The 20,704-nt window shown below is 73.8% G+C and carries 11 protein-coding genes; 4 read left to right on the top strand and 7 right to left on the bottom strand.

Annotated elements, in window-relative coordinates:
• Positions 1–2 precede the first annotated feature (2 nt).
• The 7 genes from IE239_RS01785 to IE239_RS01755 all read right to left on the bottom strand — a co-directional run bounded on the left by IE239_RS01785 (position 3) and on the right by IE239_RS01755 (position 14,686).
• Positions 3–2,273 (bottom strand): bifunctional glycosyltransferase/CDP-glycerol:glycerophosphate glycerophosphotransferase, encoded by a 2,271-nt coding sequence (locus IE239_RS01785; protein WP_190147387.1) that lies wholly within the window; start codon positions 2,271–2,273, stop codon positions 3–5.
• A 5-nt stretch (positions 2,274–2,278) separates the two neighbouring features.
• A complete protein-coding gene (locus IE239_RS01780) occupies positions 2,279–4,522 on the bottom strand; it encodes a bifunctional glycosyltransferase/CDP-glycerol:glycerophosphate glycerophosphotransferase (RefSeq protein WP_190147386.1) in 2,244 nt (747 codons plus the stop codon).
• 169 nt (positions 4,523–4,691) lie between these two features.
• Entirely contained in the window at positions 4,692–7,076 is a 2,385-nt protein-coding gene (locus IE239_RS01775; protein WP_190147385.1) for a bifunctional glycosyltransferase/CDP-glycerol:glycerophosphate glycerophosphotransferase, read from the bottom strand.
• Positions 7,077–7,237: 161 nt separating this feature from the next.
• Positions 7,238–8,065, bottom strand: a complete 828-nt coding sequence (locus IE239_RS01770) for a carbohydrate ABC transporter permease (RefSeq protein ID WP_190147449.1) — start codon at positions 8,063–8,065, stop codon at positions 7,238–7,240.
• Between the two features lie 20 nt (positions 8,066–8,085).
• Complete coding sequence (locus tag IE239_RS01765; protein ID WP_308435374.1) at positions 8,086–9,369, bottom strand: carbohydrate ABC transporter permease; 1,284 nt, start codon at positions 9,367–9,369, stop codon at positions 8,086–8,088.
• Between the two features lie 88 nt (positions 9,370–9,457).
• Complete coding sequence (locus tag IE239_RS01760) at positions 9,458–10,840, bottom strand: ABC transporter substrate-binding protein (RefSeq protein ID WP_190147448.1); 1,383 nt, start codon at positions 10,838–10,840, stop codon at positions 9,458–9,460.
• A gap of 147 nt (positions 10,841–10,987) precedes the next feature.
• Positions 10,988–14,686, bottom strand: coding sequence for an FHA domain-containing protein (locus IE239_RS01755; protein ID WP_190147447.1), 3,699 nt, complete (start codon positions 14,684–14,686; stop codon positions 10,988–10,990).
• A 374-nt stretch (positions 14,687–15,060) separates the two neighbouring features.
• On the opposite strand from IE239_RS01755, the gene IE239_RS01750 reads away from it, so the two are divergent.
• The 4 genes from IE239_RS01750 to IE239_RS01735 all read left to right on the top strand — a co-directional run bounded on the left by IE239_RS01750 (position 15,061) and on the right by IE239_RS01735 (position 20,635).
• The gene (locus IE239_RS01750; protein ID WP_190147383.1) at positions 15,061–16,791 is read left to right on the top strand and encodes a serine/threonine-protein kinase; all 1,731 of its coding nucleotides are present in this window, start codon (positions 15,061–15,063) and stop codon (positions 16,789–16,791) included.
• A gap of 131 nt (positions 16,792–16,922) precedes the next feature.
• Positions 16,923–18,170: a serine/threonine-protein kinase gene (locus IE239_RS01745; RefSeq protein WP_190147382.1), complete on the top strand. Its 1,248-nt coding sequence runs from the start codon at positions 16,923–16,925 to the stop codon at positions 18,168–18,170.
• Between the two features lie 186 nt (positions 18,171–18,356).
• A complete protein-coding gene (gene prfB / locus IE239_RS01740) occupies positions 18,357–19,463 on the top strand; it encodes a peptide chain release factor 2 (RefSeq protein ID WP_190147381.1) in 1,107 nt (368 codons plus the stop codon).
• A gap of 272 nt (positions 19,464–19,735) precedes the next feature.
• Positions 19,736–20,635, top strand: coding sequence for a hypothetical protein (locus IE239_RS01735; RefSeq protein ID WP_190147380.1), 900 nt, complete (start codon positions 19,736–19,738; stop codon positions 20,633–20,635).
• Positions 20,636–20,704 lie beyond the last annotated feature (69 nt).

The raw sequence follows: 20,704 nt of genomic DNA, 5'->3' as shown, positions 1-20,704 counted from the left end.
GGTCAGCTGTACTCCGGCAGCCGCGCGGAACGGTCGAGGGCCCTCGGGATCCTGACCACCGTGTCGCCGCCGCCGCCGTCGTTGCCGCCGTCGCTCGTGGCGCCGGCCGCCTCGCCCAGCAGGATGCGCCGGACGACGCGTTCCGCGGCCCGCCCGTCGTCGTACTCGCAGAACCGCTCCCGGAACGCCGCCCGCAGCCGGGCCGACCCGGCGTCCCGCCAGGCGCCGGAGGTGAACGCCTCCGCCAGTTCCTCGTCCGAGCGCGTCACCGGCCCCGGCGGCTCGGCGGTGACGTCGAAGTAGGCGCCCCGGGTCGCACGGTAGGCGGCCCAGTCGTCGGCGTGCACCACGATCGGGCGGTCCAGGAGGGCGTAGTCGAACATCAGCGCCGAGTAGTCGGTGACCAGGGCGTCCGCGGCGAGCAGTACGTCCTCGACGTGCCGCTCGTCGGTGACGTCCGTCAGCGCGCCCCGCCGGTGCAGGTCGCGCAGCACCAGCGCCCGGTCGGGATGGCCTGCCAGGCTGGGGTGCAGACGCACCAGGAGCCGGTGCCCGGGGGCGAGCGCGGCGGCCAGCGCCTCCAGGTCGACCCGCCAGACGTGACGGCCCCTGCGGTAGTCGCGCGGCGTCGGCGTGTACAGCACGACCGTCTCGGACGGCCCGATGCCCAGCCGCGCCCGCAGCCCGGCGCCGCGCCCGGCCCCGCCCCGCACCAGGACGTCGTTGCGGGGGCTCCCGCTGCGCAGCGACGCGAAGTGACAGGGGTAGGCCCGCTGCCAGACCTCCTCGGAGTGCCGGTTGGCGACCAGGCTGACGTCCCAGCGGTCGCCGCGCCGGAGGATGCCGCGGACGTTCGTGCCGTGCCGGGCGCCCGGACGGTCGAGGAGGTCCAGCGCCATGTACTTCAACGGCGTGCCCCGGTGCGTCTGCACGTGCACCGAACCCGGGCGTTTCACCAGGTCGCCGGCCCAGTTGCAGTCGTTGAACCAGTACGTGGCACGGGCCATCACCCGGTAGTAGCGCCAGGAGCCCGTCGTCACGAAGTCCGTCCCCGGGGGCGCCTGGTCCACCGCGTCGGGCTGGACGACCCACACGCCCCGCACCTGCGGGGCGAGTTCGGCGGCCCGGGCGTGGATCGCCAGCGGGTCGCCGGTCACGGCGCGGCTGTGCCCGGCGGAGTACACGGCGAGCGCCGGGTCGAGGCGCCGCCGCAGCTGGAGCCGGTACCAGCACCGCTTGACCTGCCGGGCGAGCAGCTCGCGCAGCCGGGCCGCCTTGCGTCCCACGGCGTCGCCGCCGCGCCGCCACAGGCCCAGACAGAGGTGAACCCGGTGGTAGGGGGCGAGCGCCAGCAGCCGGATCTCGGCGCGGCGGCTGTCGGGCGGCGGCACGAAGCCCGGCGGCACATGCCTGCGGTAGAAGGCCCGGATACGGCGGTAAAACTCCTTGCGGTCGCCGCGCAGCACCCGTTCCGGGCGGGCCACCGTGAACAGCATGTGGTCCAGCGCCCGCTCGAACAGCAGCGGCCGCGCCCAGTCGAGGCCGGGCCGCTCGGTGAGGAAGGCGAACAGGCCCTCGTACTGCTCGAAGATGTCGAAGTGCCTGCGCCCGGGGGTGCGGGTGATCGCGCCCTGCCGTCGCTGCCGGTACTCGACGCCCACCCGGTCCAGACAGGCGATCCGCTCCGCCGTGACCATCGCCCGGTAGGTGACGGGCGCGTCCTCGTACAGCCCCGGCCGGTACTGGAAGCCGTTCCCGACGAAGAAGTCGCGCCGGTAGGCCTTGTTCCACGCGACCAGGAACAGCCGCAGGTACTCCGGGCGCTCCCGGACGGCGAAGGCGTCGGCGCCGGCCTGTTCGAGGAGGTCCGCCGCGTCGCTGCGGCCCGCCCGGCCCCACCAGTGGGTGCGGACGTGGTCGAAGACCAGGATGTCGGGGTCGCGGGTCGCGTCGAGCCGGTCGGCGACCGCCCGCAGCAGTCCGGGCGTGTAGCGGTCGTCGCTGTCGAGGAACAGGACGTAGTCGCCGGTGGCGTGCGGCAGACCCGCGTTGCGGGCGCGGCCCAGACCGACGTTCTCCGGCAGATGGACGGCCTTCAGCCGCGGGTCGCGCGCCGCGTACGCGTCGAGGATCGCTCCGCAGCCGTCGGGCGAGCAGTCGTCCACGGCGATCACCTCGATGTCGTGGAACGACTGGCCGAGCACGGAGTCGAGGCACGCGCGCAGGAAACCCTGCACCTTGAAGACGGGGACGATGACACTGAAGCGGGGCACGAAGGTCAGCTCCTCGAAGAGGTCGGCACGGCGGCGGGCGCGGGCGTACGCCGGGGGAGCGGAACGGCAGGCTCGATGCGCTCGGCGGGCTCCCCGAGCAGCACCCGGCGCACGACGCGCTCGGCGGCGCGGCCGTCGTCGAACTCGCAGAACCGGGCGCGGAACCGGGCGCGCAGCGCGTCCGCCTCGGGACCCGCCCAGCGGCCGGAGCGGAAGACGTCGGCCAGCTCCTCGGGTGTGCGGGCGACCGGGCCGGGCGGAGAGCCCGGGAAGTCGAAGGTCACCCCGCGCGTCTCGCGGTACACGTCCCAGTCGTCGGCGTACACGACGACGGGCCGGTCGAGGTTGGCGTAGTCGAAGACGATCGACGAGTAGTCCGTGATCAGCGCGTCCGCGGCGAGACAGACGTCCTCCGACGAGCGGTGCCCGGTGACGTCGATGATCCGCCCGTCGCGCGGGCGGGCACGGTCGTCGTCGTGGAAGTAGTGGGCGCGCAGCAGGACGACGAAGTCGTCGCCGAGCGCGTCGCAGAGCGCCCCGAGGTCGAGCCGGGTGGCGGATCCGGTGTCGTGGTCGCGGTGGGTGGGGGCGTACAGGAGCGCGGTACGGCCCTCGGGCACGCCGAGGCTCCGGCGCACACGGCGCACGTCGTCCGCCGACGCGGTGTAGTAGACGTCGTTGCGCGGATAGCCGTACTCGAGCATCTCGTAGGACGACGGGAAGGACCGCTCCCACACCTCGGTGGACAGCCGGTTCGAGCTGAGGTTGTAGTCCCAGCGGTCGATCCGGGCGAGCAGCCGGTCGAAGCTTCCGGTGGCGGCGGCGACCACCGGATGGTCGGCCTGCTCGAGGCCCATCTTCTTCAGCGGAGTGCCGTGCTGCGTCGACAGGTGCACGCTGCCGCGGCGTTTGACGACCGCACCCTCGAAGTTGGCGTTGTTGACGAGGTACTTGGCACGGGCCAGCACCTGCCAGTAGCGGCGGCTGCCGATGACGGCGTGCTCGACGCCCTCCGGCAGGGTGTGCTCCTGGCCGGCCTCGACGAGGAACACCGAGCGGATGTGCGGGGCGAGTTCGGCGGCCTTGGCATGGATCGCGGCCGGGTTGCAGGCGTAGCCGCGGCCCCAGTAGGCGCAGTACACGGCCAGGCCGGGGTCGATGCGGCGGATCAGCTGGCTCCGGTAGTACAGACGGGTGCGCAGCGACCGGGCGCGGGGCACGCGCCGGGCGGCCGCCGTCGCCGTCCGGTTGGCGTCGCGCAGTGCCCGGAACGCCGTGTACGCGCCGGCCGCGAGCAGCCGGTGCTGCACGCCCAGGCTGCCGGCGGGGCGGCGGAATCCGGCCGGGCGGTGACGCCGGTACAGCTTGCCGGCGCGCCGGAAGAAGGCCCGGTGCCGCCCGGCCAGCCGGGCGGGGTGCGCGGCGGCCTTCAGGACCGCCGCGAAGAGCTGCTCGAACAGCGGGCCCGACCGGTCCTCGGACAGCCCGGCCTCGGCCGCCCGCGACAGCACCAGCTCGACCCGCTCCAGCAGCTCCATGTGGTGCGCGCCCGGCAGGTTCAGCGGGTCGCCCTGCCGCCGCAGCAGATGCCGTACGACGACCGACCGCAGCACCGCGATCCGCCCGGCGTGCACGCTGACCAGGCCGCCGAAGCCGACATCGGTGAAGTTCCCCTCGGGAAAGACGAGTTCGTGCTCGGCGAGGAACGAGCGGCGGTAGAGCGTGCCCCACACCGGCAGCTGCACCCCGGTCACGTGCGGGGCCTCGACGGGGGAGAAGGCGTCCTTCGGCGCCCTCGCGAGGAGCGGCGCCGCCGGGTTGGCGGCCTCGCCCTCCCACCAGGGGACGCGCTCGTGCTCGGCGTACAGGACGTCCACGTCGCCGGTCTCGGCGAGGCGGGCGTCCAGTGCCGCCAGAGCACCCGGGGCGAGGGTGTCGTCACCGTCGAGGAACAGCAGGTACGCCCCCGACGCCGCCCGCGTCCCGGCGTTGCGCGCCCCGGCCGGGCCCTGTGACGGCCGGGCCCGCACGGGCCTCACCCGGGAGTCCCGCCGCGCGTAGCGGGCCGCGACGGCGGCGGCCACCGAGTCGGGCGCGTCGGAGACCGGGACGACCTCGAAGTCGCCGTAGGACTGGGCGAGGACGGAGTCCAGCGCCAGGGACAGCCGGCCCTCCCCCACTCTCGTGTCCACACGGCCGGGGGGACCCCCGTCCCCGTAGGACGGGACGATGATGCTGAAGCGGGGCATGCTGCTCTTTCTGTCTCTGTGTCTTCTCTGTGTCTTCTCGGCGCGGTGCCCGGAGGCCAGTCCGGGCGGCGCCGGCCGGGGCGTCCGGCCGGGCGCCGGGTGGACGGCCGGGCCGGAGCGGGCCGCGACGAACCGGGGGCATGCGGACTCACCCGGGCCGAACGGCGGGTCAGCGGCGGTCGACGACGGAGCGGGGGCCGGCGGGGCGCGGCACGACGGAGAGCGGCGGGCGACCGGGCGACGCCCCTTGCTCGACGGCGGACGCGGCAGCCGGCTCGACCGGCGACGCCCCCGGGGTCCCGGACGTCCCCGGCAGCGGCGCCGGCACGGACGCTGCAGTCGCCGCTTCCGCCTCCGCTGCCGTCGCCGCTGCCGACGGCGCGGGCCGGCGTTCGGCCGGCGGCGTCACCGGGAGCGGCTCCAGCTCACCCAGCACCACCCGCCGGACGACGCGCTCGGCGGCCCGGCCGTCGTCGTGCGGGCAGAACCGCTCGCGGAACGCGGCGCGCAGCCGGGCCGGGCGGGGGCCGCGCCAGTGGCCGGTGACGAAGAGGTCGATCAGCTCGTCCTCACTGTGCGCGACCGCGCCCGGCGGGAAGGCCCGCACGTCGAAGTAGGTGCCGCGGGCCGCGTCGTAGGCCTCCCAGTCGTCGGCGTGCACCACGATCGGGCGGTCCAGGTTGGCGTAGTCGAACATCAGGGACGAGTAGTCGGTGACCAGGGCGTCCGAGGCCAGGCACAGGTCCTCCACGCTCGGGTGGCCGCTGACGTCGACGACTCCCGGCACCGGGCGGTCGACGAGCGGGTCCTGCCAGTAGTGGGCACGGGCCAGGATCACGAAGCGCGGACCCAGCCGGCGCAGCACGCGCTCCAGGTCGAGAGGGCAGCGCTGGGCGCGGCGGTAGTCGCGGTGGGTGGGCGCGTACAGGACGGCGATCGCGTCGCGGGGGATGCCGAGGGACTCGCGCAGCCCGGCCACGTCCTCCGCCGTCGCCCGCTGGAAGACGTCGTTGCGGGGGTAGCCGTACTCGAGGGTCTCGTAGCCGCCGGGGTAGACGCGCTCCCAGGTGAGGGTGGTGTGGCGGTTGGCGGACAGGACGTAGTCCCACTTGTCGACGCCCCGCAGCAGTTCCTCGAAGTCCGTGCCGCGGGCGGCCGCGGGACGCTCCTGGAGGTCGAGGCCCATGTGTTTGAGGGGGGTGCCGTGCTGGGTCTGCACGAAGACCTGCCCGGGGCGCTTGACCAGCCGGCGGTCGAAGTTGACGTTGTTCACCAGGTACTTGGAGCGGGCCAGCGCCGTCCAGTAGGCGGCCGTGCCCGGGCGCACCCGGCGCGGGCCCGGCGGGACTGCGTCCTGGTGCTCGGGGCGGGCGATCCACGCCGTGCGCACCTGCGGCACGAGGGCGCGGAACGCGGCCTCCAGCGCGCCCGGGTTGCAGCCGTGCCCACGGCCCCAGTACGCGGCGAACACGGCGCGGTCGGCACGCAACGGCAGCCGCAGCTGGATGCGGTAGTGGGCCTGCAACAGGGCCGCCCGCAGGGCGCGGGCGAGTTTGGAGACCGACTTGTGGGCGCGTCTGCGCAGGGTCATGGACGCCTCCAGCGCCCGGTAGGTGCGGTGCACGCCGAAGTGGACCAGGGTGTGACGCAGCCGGGAACGCAACGGGACGGACGCGCCCGGGGTGCGGTAACGGCGGTAGTGGCCCCGGGCCTTGCGCAGGAACTCGGCGCGCGAGCCGCGCGGGAGCCGGTCGCGCTTGGTGAACACCGTCGACAGGTGGTCGACCATGCGGCGGAACAACACCGGCCGCCAGCGGGCCAGTTCGGGCCGCTGCTCGACGAACGCGAAGACCCGGTCGTACTGCTCGAAGACGTCGAAGTGTCCCCGGCTCGTGGTGGACAGGATGCTGCCCCGGCGGCGCTGGCGGTAGTGGACGCAGACCCGGTCCAGCGTGGCGAGCGTGCGGGCCGCCATCAGCGCCGGGTACGTCCACGGCGTGTCCTCGTAGAGGCCGGGCGGGAACCGCAGGCCCGTCCGCTCCACGAACTCCCGCCGGTAGGCCTTGTTCCAGGCCACCATCAGCACCCTGAGCAGTCCCGGACGGTCCTGGAGCCGGAAGGGCGCCGGGCCCTCCTCGCTGAGCTGCTCCGCGAACCTGTTGCGGACGGCCTCCCCCGTCCAGTAGATGCTCGCGTAGTCGTAGACCAGGACGTCCGGCTCGCCCGTCTCCTCCAGCCGGTCGGCGATCGCGCGCAGCGCGTCCGGGGTGAGGGTGTCGTCGGAGTCGAGGAACAGCAGGTAGTCGCCGGTGGCCCGGTCCAGACCGGCGTTGCGGGCCCGCCCCAGACCGACGTTCTCCGGCAGGTGCACGGCCCGCACCCGCGTGTCCCGGGCCGCGAACTCGTCGATGATCTCGCCGCAGGCGTCCGGCGACCTGTCGTCGACGGCGATCAGTTCGAGGTCGGCGTACGACTGGGACAGCACCGATTCGAGGCACTCGTGCAGGTACGCCTGAACCTTGTACGCGGGGACGATGACACTGAACCTGGGCAAGGGACATCCATGGGTCGGCGCGGGCGGTAGACAGGGCCTTGCCCGGAAACGGCCGATGGAGTGAATTGGTTACGGTTTCCGCGGCATACGGGGGATCGCGGGTGAACGGACAGGGGCGGGCCGGTGACACGGCCCGCCCCTGTTCTCCCGCCCGTTCTCCGCTACTTGACCGCGCCCGCCATCACGCCGGACACGAACTGCCGCTGGAACGCGAAGAACACGGCCAGCGGGATCACCATCGAGATGAACGCGCCGGGCGCCAGCACGTCGATGTTGTTGCCGAACTGCCTCACCTGCGTCTGCAGGGCGACCGTGATCGGCTGGCTGTCGGCGTTGGTGAACACCAGCGCGACCAGCATGTCGTTCCACACCCACAGGAACTGGAAGATGCCCAGGGACGCGATGGCCGGACCGCCCAGCGGCATCACGACCCGGGCGAACAGCCGCAGTTCACCGGCTCCGTCCAGGCGCGCCGCCTCCAGCAGCTCGCGGGGGATCTCCGCGAAGAAGTTGCGCAGCAGGAACACCGCGAAGGGCAGTCCGAACCCGACGTGGAAGAGGACGACGCCCAGGATGTTCCCGAACAGGCCGATCTTGCCGAACAGTTCGGCGATCGGGATGAGCGCCACCTGCACGGGCACCACCAGCAGCCCGACGACGCCCAGGAACCACCAGTCCCGCCCAGGGAACTCCATCCACGCGAACGCGTAGCCCGCGAGCGAGCCGATGACGACGACCAGCACCGTCGCCGGCACGGTGATCAGCACGGTGTTGACCAGGGAGCCGGTGATGTCGCCGTTCTCCAGGAGCTTCTGGTAGCTGTCCAAGGTGAGTTGGGAGGGCTTGGAGAACACCTCCCACCAGCCGCTCGCGCTCATGTCCTCGGGAGCGCGGAGGGAGGAGACGAGCAGCCCGACGGTCGGCACCAGCCAGAACAGGCCGACGACGATCAGGAAAGCGCGGACCACCCCGCCGTTGAGCTTGTCCATGACCCGTTCGAGTCGCCCGGTCACCGCCGCACCTCCCGTCTCAGCCTGCGTACGTTGAACCACATCACCGGGATCACCAGGAGCAGCAGGAACACCGCGATGGCGCTGGCGATGCCCGGCTGGTCCTCGGAGAAGCCCTTGCGGTACAGCTCCAGGGCGAGCACGTTCGCGTCGTCCTGCGAGGAGCCCGGGGCGATGATGAACACCAGGTCGAACACCTTCAGCACGTTGATCATCAACGTGACGGTGACCACCGCGAGGACCGGCGCGAGGAGCGGGACGGTGACCCGGCGGAACACCTGCCACTCGGTGGCGCCGTCGACGCGCGCCGCTTCCAGCAGCTCCCGGGGCACGCCGGCCAGGCCGGCCGCGATCAGCACCATCGCGAAGCCCGCCCACATCCAGATGTAGGAGCCGATGATCGCCGGGGTGACCAGTGACGGGCCGAGCCAGTCCAGGCCGTTGTACGCCTCCTTGAAGTTGGCTGCGGGCAGCCGCAGTCGTGCCCCGTCCGCCTCGGCGGGGAGCGTGAAGGTGCCGTCGCCGGCCGCCTTCGTCGACGCCACCACCTTGCCGTCCTTCACCGCCTCGATCCTCATCCCGGCGTAACCCAGTTCGGTCGGGTCGGGCACGCCGAGGGTGCCGACGCCCTTGCCGCGGGTGAAGTCCTGCCAGGCGGTGCCGGTGACCGCCCCCTGCTCGGGCCGTGCCTTCACCGCCTTCTCCGCGCCGCCGGGCATCTGGTCGGGGGCGACGCCGACCAGGGGCAGGGAGACCGGGACGCCGGCCCGGACGGGCTCCTCGGTGAGGAAGCCGCCGCCGCCGTCGGCCCGGAGCGGAGAGTCCCGGCCCGGGTGCGCCTTGGGGAACGCGGACGCCTCGGCGAACGTGTCGTGCACGCCCACCCAGACCGCGTTGGCGACGCCCTTGTCCGGATCCTGGTCGTAGACCAGCCGGAAGATGATGCCGGCGGCGAGCATCGAGATCGCCATCGGCATGAAGACGACCAGCTTGAACGCGGTTCCCCAGCGCACCCGTTCGGTGAGCACCGCGAAGACCAGACCGAGTGCGGTCGCCACCGTCGGCGCGAACACCACCCAGATCACGTTGTTCTTCAGGGCGGTGCGGATGCCGTCGTCCGTGAACAGGGCCTTGTAGTTGTCGACACCGGCGAATCCGTCGCCGGTCTGGTCGTAGAGACTGCGGACGAGCGAGTACCCGATCGGGTAGACCACGAGCGCGCCGAGCAGCACCAGGGCGGGCAGCAGGAACAGCGCTGCCACGGCCTTGCGCGTGCCGGTCACGCTCTTGCGCGAGTGAGGAGCGGTGGGCGCCCCGGGGGCCCCCACCGCCTTGGGGGCCTCGACCGCCTTGGGCGTCGCCATCGCCGGGTCAGTTCCCGTACGCGGCCGCCGCGTCCGACTCCAGTTTCGCCTGGATGCCGGCCACGTCCGACGGGTTCTTCAGGAAGTCCTGCAGGTCCTTCCACTCGCCCTTGCCGGGCGTGCCGCCGAAGGCCTGCGGGGCCTGGTCGGACATGTCGAAGCGGAAGTCGTCGCCCGCCGCGATCAGCGCCTTGGCGATCGTGCGCTGGACGTCGTTCGGGTACGCGGAGACGTCGACGTTCTTGTTCGGCGAGAGGTAGCCGCCGAGCTCGGCCTGGATCCGAGCCGCGTCCGGCGAGGCCAGGAAGGTCGCCAGCGCCTGGGCCCCCTTGGAGTCCTTCAGGATGACCGCCGCGTCGCCGCCCGAGACCACCGGCGCGGTGCCGCCGACCGCGGGGAACGGGAACACCTTGGCGTCCGTGCCCACCTTCGACTTGGTGTCGGCGATGTTGACCTGCACGAAGTCGCCCTCGTAGACCATGGCCGCCTTCGGCTGCTCGCCGCCGGTGAACGTCTGCGTCACCGAGGCGGGGAACTCGGTCTGCAGCGCGCCGTTCGCGCCGCCCGCGATCCAGTCCTTCTTGCCCCAGACCTGGGCCAGGGTGGTCAGCGCCTCCTTGACGGAGGGGTCCGTCCACTTGATCTTGTGCTGGGCGAGCTGGTCGTACTTCTCCGGGCCCGCCTGGGAGAGGTAGACGTTCTCGAACCAGTCGGTGAGCGTCCAGCCGTCGGCGCCGCCGACCGAGAAGGGCGTGACGCCGGAGTCGTACACCGTCTGCGCGGTGGCCAGCAGGTCCTTCCACGACTTGGGCTCGGACGCGCCCGCGTTCTCGAAGACCTTGGCGTTGTACCAGATCAGCGACTTGTTGGCGGCCTTGTAGTAGACGCCGTACTGCTTGCCGCCCACCTTGCCGATGTCCTGCCAGCCCTGGGAGTAGTTCTTGGCGAGCTGCGCCTGGGCCTCGGCCCCCAGCGGCTTGGCCCAGCCCTTGTCGGCGGCCTGCTTGATGGCGCCTGGCTGCGGCAGCATGGCCACGTCCGGCGGTGAGCCGCCCGCGATCTTCGAGCCCAGGAAGTTGATGATCGGGTCCTGCGCGGGCACGAAGGTGATCTTCGCGCCGGTGCGCTTCTCGAACTCGGCGAGGACCTTCTTGAAGTTCGCCTGTTCCGTGCCGGTCCACACGGCGGCCACTTCGAGCGTGGTGCCGTTCAGCTTGGGGAGGGCGAGGGTGCTGCCGGATTCCTTGGTCCCGGTGCCGCTGCCGGTGCCGTTGCTCTTGTCGTCGTCGCTGCCGCAGGCGGTGAGCGAGAGCGCGAGGGCTCCCGCCAGGAGCGTGGCGGCCGCTTTCACGGTCCTGCGTGTGCGGATGGTGTCGCAAGTGCTGCGCATCACTGCCCCGTTCTTCGTTCCTCGTCGAACGTTGAGCGCTGTCCCGTGGCACTGGTCTACGCCGGGCGCCTGGGGTCGGCAAGAGCGCCCACCCCGTCAAGCGGGTGATCGTGACCGCGTCGTGATCAGTGCCGTGGCGTGCCGTGCTCAGTGGACGCCGGACGGGCTGGGGTGCCGTGCCGCTCTCTCCAGGGCGCTGGCCAGCAGCGCCAGGTCCGTGGGCCCGTTGCCCAGTTCCCGTACCGGTCGGCGGGTCGGCGGGTCGCCCATACGGGCCCACTCCAGGGGGACCACCGTGGGGCGTTGGGTCGCCGTGCGGGGTATGCGGCCCGTGACGCGGCCGCCCTGGAACGCGGTGAGCCGGCCGTCGGCGCCCTTGAGCCGACCGCGGCCCGGCGCCGATTCGTCCGGCCCGGAAGCCGGAGCGTCGAGGGTGATCCGGACCGTGGAGCGGCGGACCGGCTCCGACTCCGCCGTACGGCCCCCGGGGCCGGTCGCCGTCACCAGGTGCACGCCGAGCCGCTCGCCCTCGCGGGCCACCGCCTCGAGCGCGCGCATCACCGAGCCGGCGGCGGGCCGGCCCGGCGAGCCCAGAGCGGGGGAGACCAGCGCGTCCAGATCGTCGACCACCACGACCAGCCGGGGCAACGGCGGTGCCGCCTCGGCCTGCTGACGGGCTGCCGCCCCCGGACGCAGCCGCAGGGTGGAGCTGGGCGGGGCGTCGAGGTCGGCGGCGCCGCCCCCCTGACCCGCAGCAGGGCCCGACGTGCTCGACGCGCTCGTGGCGCGCTGCGGCTTCGGGGTGCGCTGGGGGACGATGCGGCCGGAGACCGCGCGGTGCGTGTGCCACTCCGCGAAGTCGGAGCGCCCCAGCAACTCGGCCCGCCGCTTCAGCTCGGCGCTCAGCGACTGGGCGAACTCCCTCATGCGGACCGGGTCGTTGGCGGTGAGATGAGCGGTGACATGCGGCAGGTCCGTGCAGACCCGCAGTCCGTCGCCGGGCTCGCCGCCGCCCTTGCCGACGGTGTCGCGCCCGTCCAGCAGGATGACGCTCAGCCGGTCGGGCCGCTCGGCGGCGGCCAGCGACGCGACGACCGCCCGCAGCAGTTCCGTGCGCCCGCTGCCGGGCGGGCCCTCTATCAGCAGGTGGGGGCCCTCGGCGGCCAGGTCCACGCCCACCGGGCCGCGCGGACCGGCGCCCAGCACGGCCCGCGCCCGGCCGCCGAGCGCGTCGGCGTCGTCGGCCGCGTCCGCCCACCGGGCCATCAGGGAGGCGGGCGTGGCGCGGGCGAGCCCCAGTTCGTCGAGCAGACGGGCGGCCGGGGGCAACGGCGCCGACACCCGCGGATGCCGCTCGGCGCCGCCGCCGCCCGCGCCGTCCGGGCGCAGCGGTGCGAGGGCCCGCGCGAAACGTTCGGCCCACGCGAGGGAGACCGCGTCCACCGCGCCGACCGTGCCGGGCCCCACCGGGCCGGGCCGCTCCGTCCGCGCTCCGGCCGGCGCGACCCGCAGCAGCCGCAGCGCCGTCGCCACGTCCCCGCTGAGCAGGGCGACCGCCCCGCACGCGCGGAACGTGGGCGCCGCCGCGCAGGCCGCCTCGTAGGTCTCGGTCACCGGTGAGGAGGGGGAGGCGGCAGCCGTCTCCGCCAGGCAGACGACATGGATGCCGGCGCGCGGACCGGCCACCGCGAGCCGCGCCACCGCCTCGCGCAGATCCGCGCCGCCCGGGTCGCCGTCCACCACGAGAACCGTGTACGGGCCGGGGAAGCCGCCGCCGGCCGAGTCGTCCGCCACCGCCCAGGAGGGACGGCGGGCGGCGCCGCTCAGCGGGGGCGCCTCCGCGCCGCCCGCCGTGCCGTCGGACAGGTGGTCCTCCAGCCGGCGCAGCAGTTCGTCCGCGCGGGCCGTGGCCTGGTCGCGGTCGTAGGCGAGGAGGAGACGGCAGTCCTGTCCGTGGCCCGGCCGCAGATGGGGCAGCCAGCCGAGCCAGGACCACTCGGCGGTGCGCTCCTGCTCGGACCGCCCACGGTCCGTGCTGATCAGGACGACTTCCAGGGTCTCGGGGGAGTGCAGCGCGGCGAGCTGGGCCAGCACCGCGCGCGCCAGCCCGGACAGCCGCGGGCGAGGCCCGGCCAGCCCGAGCGCACCGACCTCGCGCAGACCGGCCGTCACCGGGACGGCGGGCAGCAGACCCGAGCCGTCCGGCGCGGCCCGGTCGGCCGTGCCGAGCCGCACCGCGAGCGCCTCCGGATGCCCGGGGGCGCGCTCCCACAGCCGGGGGCCGGGGCCCAGCGCCGTCAGCAGCAGCGCCGACGGGTCCGGCCACGTCTCCGGCGCGGCCGTCGGGGCGGCCTGCGGCCGCGCCGCCGCTCCGGCCGCCGGCTCCTCGTCGGCTCCGGGGCCCGCCGGGTCCGCCGCGCCGCCGCGGCCGCCCGCCAGCCGCCGCGCCCACGCGGAGAGACCGCCGCCACGCCTGCGCACGCCCGGGGGCACGTCGGTGCCGCGCAGAGGGGTGCCCTTGCGGCGGCCGGAACCGCGGAGATCGTCATCGAAGCCGTGCTCGTTGAGACCGTCGTGCTCGCCCACATGGCTGACACGGCCGACATCGCCACCGGCGTGGTCGCCACGGCCGCCGTCCTCGGTCCGGCCGGCGTGGGGGCCCGTGGCGGGGGAGGGGCGGTCGTGGGCGGCGGTGTCGTCGTGCGGGCCGCGCGGGCCGCGGACGTCCCCGTGGCCGGTCGCGGGGGAGCCCGCTCCCGTGCGGCCCCCGTGGGTCGCCGGTGAGGCGTCGCCCGCCGCGGAGGGCTCACCCGGGGAGGCCGCTCGCGACGCGGCCGGGCGAGCCGGGTCGGTCGTGCGCGCCTCGCCGCCGCGGCCGTTCTCGATGCGCGGCGCCGCGCCCTGCCCCGGGACCACGGGCGGTGCGGGGGGCGTGTCCCCCGAGCCGTGCCTACGCGCTTCCGGGGACCCGCCCCGGGCCGTCGACGCGCCGCTCCAGTCGACCGTGCCGTAGGCGTGAGCGGTCGGACCCGCCGGCCCGTCGGAGCCGGAACGGCCGCCGGCTCCCCGCGCGCGGTCCGTGTCCGTGCCGTCCGTGCCCGTGCCGCCGTCCGGTGCGCCGGCGCCGTTCACACGCGCGTGTGCCGCGTCCGCCGTGGGCTCCGCCGTCCCTCCGCAGGGCACGCGCACATGGCCCTCGCCGTCCGGCGTGGTCGCCACCCGGGGGCCCGGCCCGCCGGGCGGGGCCAGACGCAGGGCCGACTCGCCCACGCGCAGGAGGGCGCCCGGCGGGAGACGGACGGGACGGTTCTGCACCCGCGCGCCGTCCAGCGTGGTGCCGTTGGTGGAACCGAGGTCGGCCACCGTGACCCGGCCCTCGGGCGAGAGCGTCACCGCGCAGTGCAGACGCGAGACGTCCGGGTCGTCGAGGGGTACGTCGGCGTCGGCCGACCGGCCCACGCGGACCTGGCCGCCGTGCAGGAGATGGACCCCGCCCGCGTCCGGCCCGGCCACCACGTGCAGACGGGCCGGGGCGTCGTCGACCTCGGGATGCGGCTCGGGGTCGGCGGGCGCGCCCAGGGACAGCACCGCGCCGTCTGTCAGCGGGGGCTCGCCCAGGGTGCAGCGCTGGGCGTCGAGCCGCTCCACGCCCGCGTAGAGCACGACCGCCGCCGCGGACGAGGACGTCGCGGCGCCCTCCCCGCAGACCGCCGCGGCCAGCGCGGACGACACCGCCGCCAGGGCCGTGCCGGCGGGCGCCGTGACCAGCACGTCGCAGCTCGCGGCGCGGGGCCGGGAATCGGCGGGCGCGCCCGTCGGGTCTACGACGGTCAGCCGGATCTGCATCGCCGTCAGCGGTCCCTTCTGCAAGGGCGCGGGCTTCCCCCCACCCCACACGAGCACAGCGTCCAGTACTGCAGGCATCCTCGCACCTGTCACTGACAACGCGCCCCTCACCCGAGGACAAGTGATCTTGATTGGTCGGCTCTGCCCGCAAAAGTGCCTGCCGGATGCGTCACCGACGATCAGTTGAGATCGGTCACGTCCGGCTCCGGCAACCAGGAAGACCGGGTGATGCGTCTTTCCCCGCAACGACGACGACACCGACGAACGCCCCGTGTCCGCATCGCGGCACTACAGTGGGTCGGAACACTGGCGGGACAGACGAGCGGGACCGAAGAGCCGCGAGTCTGGCGAGCAAGCAGCAGGGAGCGCATGACGTGCGGCCGGTAGGCAGCAAGTACCTGCTCGAGGAGCCGCTCGGACGCGGCGCCACGGGCACCGTCTGGCGAGCCCGCCAGCGCGAGACCGCGGGCGCCGAGGCGGCCGTGGCGGGGCAGCCCGGAGAGACCGTCGCGATCAAGGTCCTCAAGGAGGAGCTCGCGAACGACCCCGACGTCGTGATGCGCTTCCTGCGCGAGCGCTCCGTCCTGCTGCGCCTCACCCACCCCAACATCGTCCGGGTCCGCGACCTGGTCGTCGAGGGCGACCTGCTGGCTCTGGTCATGGACCTCGTCGAGGGCCCCGACCTGCATCGTTACCTGCGCGAGAACGGCCCCTTCACGCCGGTCGCCGCGGCCCTGCTCACCGCCCAGATCGCCGACGCGCTCGCCGCCAGCCACGCCGACGGCGTCGTGCACCGCGACCTGAAGCCCGCCAACGTCCTGCTGAGGCAGGACGGCGGCCAGATGCACCCGCTGCTCACCGACTTCGGCATCGCCCGCCTCGCCGACTCCCCGGGCCTGACCCGGACCAGCGAGTTCGTCGGCACGCCCGCGTACGTCGCCCCGGAGTCCGCCGAAGGCCGCCCGCAGACGTCGGCCGTGGACGTCTACGGCGCCGGGATCCTGCTGTACGAGCTGGTCACGGGCCGTCCGCCGTTCTCCGGCGGCTCCGCCCTGGAGGTCCTGCACCAGCACCTGAGTGCCGAGCCGCGCCGTCCCTCCACGGTCCCCGACCCGCTGTGGACGGTCATCGAGCGCTGTCTGAGCAAGAACCCCGACCACCGGCCGAGCGCCGAGAGCCTCGCGCGCGGCCTGCGGATCGTCGCCGAGGGCATCGGTGTGCACGCCAACTCCCTGCAGATCGCGGCGGCCGACGGCGTCGGCCATCTGCTCGCCCCCGACCCGGCGCCCGCCACCGTGCCGGGCGGCGCCTACGACCCGAACGCCGCGACCAGCGTCCTGCCGCACACGGGCGGCCCGGCGGGCGCCGCCGACCCCACCGCCGTCCTGCCGCAGGCGGGCGGTCCGCAGGGCGCCGCCGACGCGACCGCCGTCCTGCCGCCGGTGCCGCCGCACCAGACGGGCGGGCCGGGCGGACCGGGACAGCAGCCCGAGCAGCCGCACCCCTGGCAGAACCAGATGCGGGCCGCCCGCGACCGCAACGAGCCGACCCAGGTCCAGCAGTACCTCGACCCCGGCGACGACCCGCTGCGCCGCCGCCCCCAGCGGCAGGTCTCCCGCCCTCAGCAGCAGCCGCAACAGCCTCAGCAGCCCTACCGGCAACAGCAGCAGCGGCCGCAGCAGCAGCCCGGATACGGGTACCCCGGGCAGCAGCAGCCGCAGCAGCACCAGCAGCAGTACGCACCTCAGCAGCCTCAGCCTCAGCCTCAGCCTCAGCCGCAGCGGTACGCGCCGCCGCCCCAGCCGCAGCCGCGGCAGCGGCCCGCGCCGGAGCCCCGGCAGCCGCGCGAGCCCCGGCAGCGCAGCGCCAACCCGATGCGGATCCCCGGGCTGGGCTGTCTCAAGGGCTGCCTGTTCACGGTCGTCATCCTGTTCGTGGCCGGCTGGCTGATCTGGGAGCTGAGCCCGCTGCAGGACTGGATCGGCACGGGCAAGAGCTACTGGCAGCTGATCAGCGGCTGGGTCGGCGACGTCACCGGCTGGATCGGTGATCTGGCCGACTCCGCCGGCGGAGGATCGGGCGGCTCCGGGGGCGCCGGAAACTGACCGGACGACTCCGGCCCTGATCGCGAGTTTGTGCATTTGTCGACATCTGGCGGGTGATTTCCGTCTCCGCGGTGAAGGTTGGCTCCCGGGACGCGTACTTTGATGGGCAACACGCGTCTGTAGGAGCAGCCTTGGCACGGAAGATCGGCAGCCGGTACACCGCCCACCAGATCCTGGGACGGGGCAGCGCCGGCACGGTGTGGCTGGGCGAGGGTCCGGAGGGGCCCGTCGCCGTCAAGCTGCTGCGCGAGGACCTCGCCTCCGACGAGGAGCTCGTGGGCCGCTTCGTGCAGGAGCGCACGGCGCTGCTCGGCCTGGACCACCCCCATGTGGTGTCCGTGCGGGATCTGGTCGTCGACGGCAACGACCTGGCGCTGGTCATGGACCTGGTCCGGGGCACGGACCTGCGCACCCGCCTCGAACGGGACCGGCGCATGGCGCCCGAGGCCGCCGTGGCGATCGTCGCGGACGTCGCCGAGGGGCTGGCCGCCGCGCACGCGGCCGGGATCGTGCACCGCGACGTGAAGCCCGAGAACATCCTGCTCGACATGCAGGGACCGCTCGGCCCGGGCGGCTCGCACCGCGCGCTGCTGACCGACTTCGGCGTCGCGAAACTGATCGACACCCCCAGACGGACCCGCGCCACGAAGATCATCGGCACGCCGGACTACCTGGCGCCCGAGATCGTGGAGGGACTGCCGCCGCGCGCCTCCGTGGACATCTACGCCCTGGCGACCGTCCTGTACGAGCTGCTCGCGGGCTTCACCCCGTTCGGCGGCGGCCACCCGGGCGCGGTGCTGCGCCGCCATGTCACGGAGTCCGTCGCCCCCCTGCCCGGCATCCCGGACGAGCTGTGGCAGCTCATCGTGCAGTGCCTGGCCAAGGCACCCGCCTCCCGGCTGCGGGCCTCCGAGCTGGCGGCGCGGCTGCGGGAGCAGCTGCCGACGCTGGCCGGGATGCCCCCGCTGGACGTCGACGAGCCGGGCACCGAGCCGGACGAGGGCGAGCCCGCCGAGGCCGTTCCCTCCGCGCCGGCCACCGAGACGGTCACGGGCCGCGTGCGGCGTGGATCCGTCCCGCTGGTGCCGAACGCCAAGCCGGACTCCAACCGGGACACCCACACGTCGATGAGGGTGCCGGCGCCGGACGAGCTGGCCGGCGGGGCGCACGGCACGGCCCGGGTGCCCCGGGCCGCGGGCGCGCCGCGTCCGGGGTCGGCACGGAACCGTTCCGCCACACGGCGGCGCCGGATCACGCTCGGCGTGGCCGCGGCGGCGCTGGTGGCCGCGGCGGGGATCGGCACCTGGGCGGCCACCTCCGGAGACGACGCGGGCGCGCCCCCCGACGACACGAACAACTCGGCGCCGACGACGCCGTGACGGCCCGCGTGCCGGGCCGTCGATCGCGACCGCCACAGCGTCCGGGGCGGGTCCCTGACCGGCCCCCGACCGCGGCCGTGACCGGGCCCCTGCCCGCGGCCGTCGCGCGCCCGTGACCCTGGCCCGGCCGGGCCCGCGGGCGGTGCTCGGCACTCCCCGGTTGGCGGAACCGTTACGCTGGGAGGCGTGGCAGTCGTCGATGTATCCGAAGAGCTCAAGTCCCTCTCCTCGACCATGGAGTCGATCGAGGCCGTTCTGGACCTCGACAAGCTGAGGGCAGACATCGCCGTGCTCGAGGAGCAGGCGGCCGCGCCGTCCCTGTGGGACAACCCGGACGAGGCGCAGAAGATCACCAGCAAGCTGTCCCACCTCCAGGCCGAGGTCAGGAAGGCCGACACGCTGCGCGGACGGATCGACGATCTCTCCGTGCTGTTCGAGATGGCCCAGGAGGAGGACGACCCGGACACCCTCGCGGAGGCCGAGTCCGAGCTCACCTCCGTCAAGAAGGCGCTCGACGAGATGGAAGTGCGCACGCTGCTCAGCGGGGAGTACGACGCCCGTGAGGCGCTCGTCAACATCCGCGCCGAGGCCGGCGGCGTCGACGCGGCCGACTTCGCCGAGAAGCTGCAGCGCATGTACCTGCGGTGGGCGGAGCAGAAGGGCTACAAGACGGAGGTCTACGAGACGTCGTACGCCGAAGAGGCCGGCATCAAGTCGACGACCTTCGCCGTGCAGATCCCGTACGCCTACGGCACGCTCTCCGTCGAGCAGGGCACGCACCGGCTCGTGCGGATCTCGCCCTTCGACAACCAGGGCCGCCGCCAGACCTCCTTCGCGGGCGTCGAGATCCTCCCCGTGGTCGAGCAGACCGACCACATCGAGATCGACGAGTCCGAGCTGCGCGTGGACGTCTACCGCTCGTCCGGTCCCGGCGGCCAGGGCGTCAACACCACCGACTCCGCGGTGCGGCTGACCCACCTCCCCACCGGCATCGTCGTCTCCTGTCAGAACGAGCGGTCGCAGATCCAGAACAAGGCGACCGCGATGAACGTCCTCCAGGCCAAGCTGCTCGAGCGGCGCCGGCAGGAGGAGCAGGCGAAGATGAACGCCCTCAAGGGCGACGGCGGCAACTCCTGGGGCAACCAGATGCGTTCGTACGTCCTGCACCCGTACCAGATGGTCAAGGACCTGCGCACCGAGTACGAGGTCGGCAACCCCGAGGCCGTGTTCAACGGTGAGATCGACGGGTTCCTGGAAGCCGGAATTCGCTGGCGCAAGCAGCAGGAGAAGTAGGTTTGTCGACAAGGCAACCGCCCCTCAGGCAGGGGCGGTTGCCTTTTTAGGTCACATTCACAGCACCGACATCGCGCAAAGCGCCCCGACTTGGACATTGCGTGCGCAACGACCTTGACGCTGCTTTGAAAAATGGGGATGGTGCAGCGTGGCATGCGTGTCTTCGGGGCGCATGTGAACCGGGGTGCTTCGGCTGCGTCTCAGCCACCTCCGTCGATCACAGCCCCGAGCGCGGCCTCATCGACGATTCAGCTACTGGGGGTAGCAACCATATGACGAAGAAGACACGGATCCGGGTCGCGCGCATAGCCGCCGGTGCCGTGATCGCCGCGGGCGCCTCGCTGACGGTGGCCGGGGTCGCCTCGGCCACCGGCGACGAGGGTGGCCTCAGCGGCCTTGTGTCGACGTCCGGCGGGGGCGAGGTCACTCCCCAGACGGGCAAGGAGCCCTGCCCGGTCGGGATCTGCACCGTCGGCGGCACGTCGGAGGGCTCGTCCGCGAGCGGTTCGACCACCGAGGGCGGCTCCACCACGACCGGCGGTTCGACCACCACGACCGGCGGTTCGACCACCGAGGGCGGCTCCACCACGACCGGCGGTTCGACCACCACGACCGGCGGTTCGACCACCGAGGGCGGCTCCACCACGACCGGCGGTTCCACCACCACGACGGGCGGTTCCACCACCACGACCGGTGGCTCGACCACCACGGGCGGCTCCACCACCACGGGCGGCTCCACCGGCACCGGTGGCTCCACCACCACGACGGGTGGTTCGTCCACGACCACCGGCGGTTCCACGACGGGCGGTTCGTCCACGGCCACCGGCGGCACCGGCACCACCGGGGGCGGCTCCACCACGGGTGGCGGTTCGACCGCCGGCGGCTCCGGCAGCGGCTCCACGGGCGGCTCCACCGGCGGCTCGGGCTCCACCGGCGGCTCCGGCCCCGACGCCGACGGCACCTCGACCCAGGAGGTCGGCAGCTCCGCGCTGACCGACACCTCGGCCGTGGCCGCCGACAACACCGCGCAGGGCGGCGGCAAGGAGCTCGCCGAGACCGGCGCCGGCCAGACCACGTTCATGATCGTCGGCGCCGCCACCATGATCGCCGGCGGCATCGGCTTCCGTGTGCTGCCGCGTCTCGCGGCCGGCCGCGGCGGGGCCGCTGCCTGACACCGGGTAGCCGCACCCGTACGTGACGTACACGCGAAGGGCCCGGAGCCACCGGCTCCGGGCCCTTCG

The organism is Streptomyces humidus (genome assembly GCF_014649655.1).
GTDB classification, from domain to species: domain Bacteria; phylum Actinomycetota; class Actinomycetes; order Streptomycetales; family Streptomycetaceae; genus Streptomyces; species Streptomyces humidus.
Note: the sequence above shows the minus strand (reverse complement) of the source record. Positions and strands in the feature narration are given on the sequence as shown.

What these genes read in the sequence shown, in the direction of transcription:
- IE239_RS01780 (WP_190147386.1), bottom strand. Translation starts at nt 4,522, where the DNA reads ATGCCCCGCTTCAGCATCATCGTCCCGTCCTACGGGGACGGGGGTCCC.
- IE239_RS01770 (WP_190147449.1), bottom strand. Translation starts at nt 8,065, where the DNA reads ATGGACAAGCTCAACGGCGGGGTGGTCCGCGCTTTCCTGATCGTCGTC.
- IE239_RS01760 (WP_190147448.1), bottom strand. Translation starts at nt 10,840, where the DNA reads ATGCGCAGCACTTGCGACACCATCCGCACACGCAGGACCGTGAAAGCG.
- IE239_RS01755 (WP_190147447.1), bottom strand. Translation starts at nt 14,686, where the DNA reads ATGCAGATCCGGCTGACCGTCGTAGACCCGACGGGCGCGCCCGCCGAT.
- IE239_RS01735 (WP_190147380.1), top strand. Translation starts at nt 19,736, where the DNA reads ATGACGAAGAAGACACGGATCCGGGTCGCGCGCATAGCCGCCGGTGCC.